The sequence below is a fragment of the Cryobacterium sp. 10I1 genome, from assembly GCF_035019805.1.
GTDB lineage: Bacteria > Actinomycetota > Actinomycetes > Actinomycetales > Microbacteriaceae > Cryobacterium > Cryobacterium glucosi.
Map to the genome: position 1 here is coordinate 1 of NZ_JASJVF010000452.1, position 1,465 is coordinate 1,465.

A 1,465-nucleotide genomic window follows, 5' to 3' on the forward strand; every position below is an offset into this window, starting at 1 on the left:
ATCCGTCCGAAGTGTTCCCCGAGACCGTAGAAGCAACCGACGGTCGCGAAGTCCCCGTGGACGGTCCCATCCGGTGTCCCTTCGCAGGCCTTGCGAAAATCACCGCTGTCGAGGAGCTGCGGACGTGTGGTCAGGAAGATATCCCTGCCTTCGTCACTGAAGCCGATCCGGTCGGCGATCGGCGAGAGATCCGCCGAGAGCGAGTACGCTGCGGAACCAGCGAGCGGGCTCGATGGGAGGTAGGTGGCGGCCAGCGTCACACCGGCGACGGTCCCGAGCACGATTCCGAAGACGGTGCCCCGCAGTCGCCACCGGGGCGGTCGCCGCGCCGGGCGCGGGGCCCAGTCCTGGCCGGATTCGAAGAGCGTCACCCGCGGAGTATGACACGCGCGCGTGAACCAGGAGGCATCCGCTCCGGTCGGCTCGCCCCTCATGCCCCGAAGGCGGGGTACCGTCGCCGATGCACCCTGATCGGCAAACCGCGCCAGCCGTTTCGGGCGCGGGCTGCCGAAGCGGGCCTCAGACGCCCTGCTCAGCGAAGACCCGTTCGCCCTCCTGGTCGGGATGCTCCTGGACCAGCAGGTACCGATGGAGACGGCATTCGCCGGGCCGGCCAAGATCCGGGACCGGATCGGCACCCTGGAACCCGCGAGGATTGCGGCGCTCGACGCCGATTCCTTTGTCGAAGTCTTCCGAACGACGCCGGCCGTGCACCGTTTTCCCGGCTCGATGGCCGGACGGGTGCAAGCGCTCGCCGAGGTCGTCGCGCGGGACTGGAACAGCGACGCCTCCGCGATCTGGACCTCCGGGGCCCCCGACGGCGCAGAGGTGCTCCGTCGACTCAGGGCGCTGCCCGGTTTCGGCGAGCAGAAGGCGAAGATCTTCCTGGCCATCCTCGGGAAGCGATTCGCTCTCGCCGCGCCGGGCTGGCAGGAGGCGTCTGCGCCGTACGGGCAGGACGGCTCGCACGCATCCGTTGCCGACATCGTCGATGCCGAGTCGCTCGCGCGGGTACGGGAGACCAAGCGGGCGGCCAAGGCGGCCGCGAAGACGACGGCCTAATCTCGTCGTTACGCCGTTACGGCCATTACAGGAGGCGGATGCCGGTGGCCGGCTGAGTCCGTGTCAGCAGTAGAACTGGCCGAGGCCGGCGGGGGCCGCGATCGCGGACAACACGCCCCCCTCCCCGACGAGGGCAGCGCCGCCGTACGGCTTGCCCTCCGCGTTCCGGCCGGCGACCTCGAAGACGAGGGGACCGGTGCCGTCGTTGTACTCGTCGATCTTCTGGTCGGCGGGGAGATTCGCGGCGCTCGCGGAGACATCCGTGCCGACGACGAGCCCCGTGCTGGACTGCACGGTCACCCCGGCGGCGCCCACCTGCGCGGAGCGGGCCTGGACTGTCCAGGTGTAGAGCGGCGGGCTCTCGGTGTCTGGAACGTTGACGAGGAACCCGGCGGCCCAGGAG

At 70.0% G+C, this 1,465-nt stretch carries 3 protein-coding genes; 1 reads left to right on the forward strand and 2 read right to left on the reverse strand.

Going from position 1 to position 1,465, the window contains the following annotated elements; translation table 11 throughout:
* Window positions 1-371, reverse strand: a 371-nt coding sequence (locus QN345_RS18985) for a hypothetical protein (protein ID WP_323509106.1), incomplete at its 3' end; no start/stop codon positions are given.
* A gap of 133 nt (window positions 372-504) precedes the next feature.
* Between QN345_RS18985 and QN345_RS18990 the strand changes: the two genes are divergently transcribed.
* Window positions 505-1,062 carry an HhH-GPD-type base excision DNA repair protein gene (locus QN345_RS18990; protein ID WP_323509108.1) on the forward strand — a complete coding sequence of 186 codons (558 nt, stop codon included), beginning with the start codon at window positions 505-507 and terminating at the stop codon, window positions 1,060-1,062.
* A 63-nt stretch (window positions 1,063-1,125) separates the two neighbouring features.
* On the opposite strand, the gene QN345_RS18995 is transcribed toward QN345_RS18990, so the two are convergent.
* A partial coding sequence (locus tag QN345_RS18995; protein WP_323509107.1) for a hypothetical protein occupies window positions 1,126-1,465 on the reverse strand: 340 nt, incomplete at its 5' end.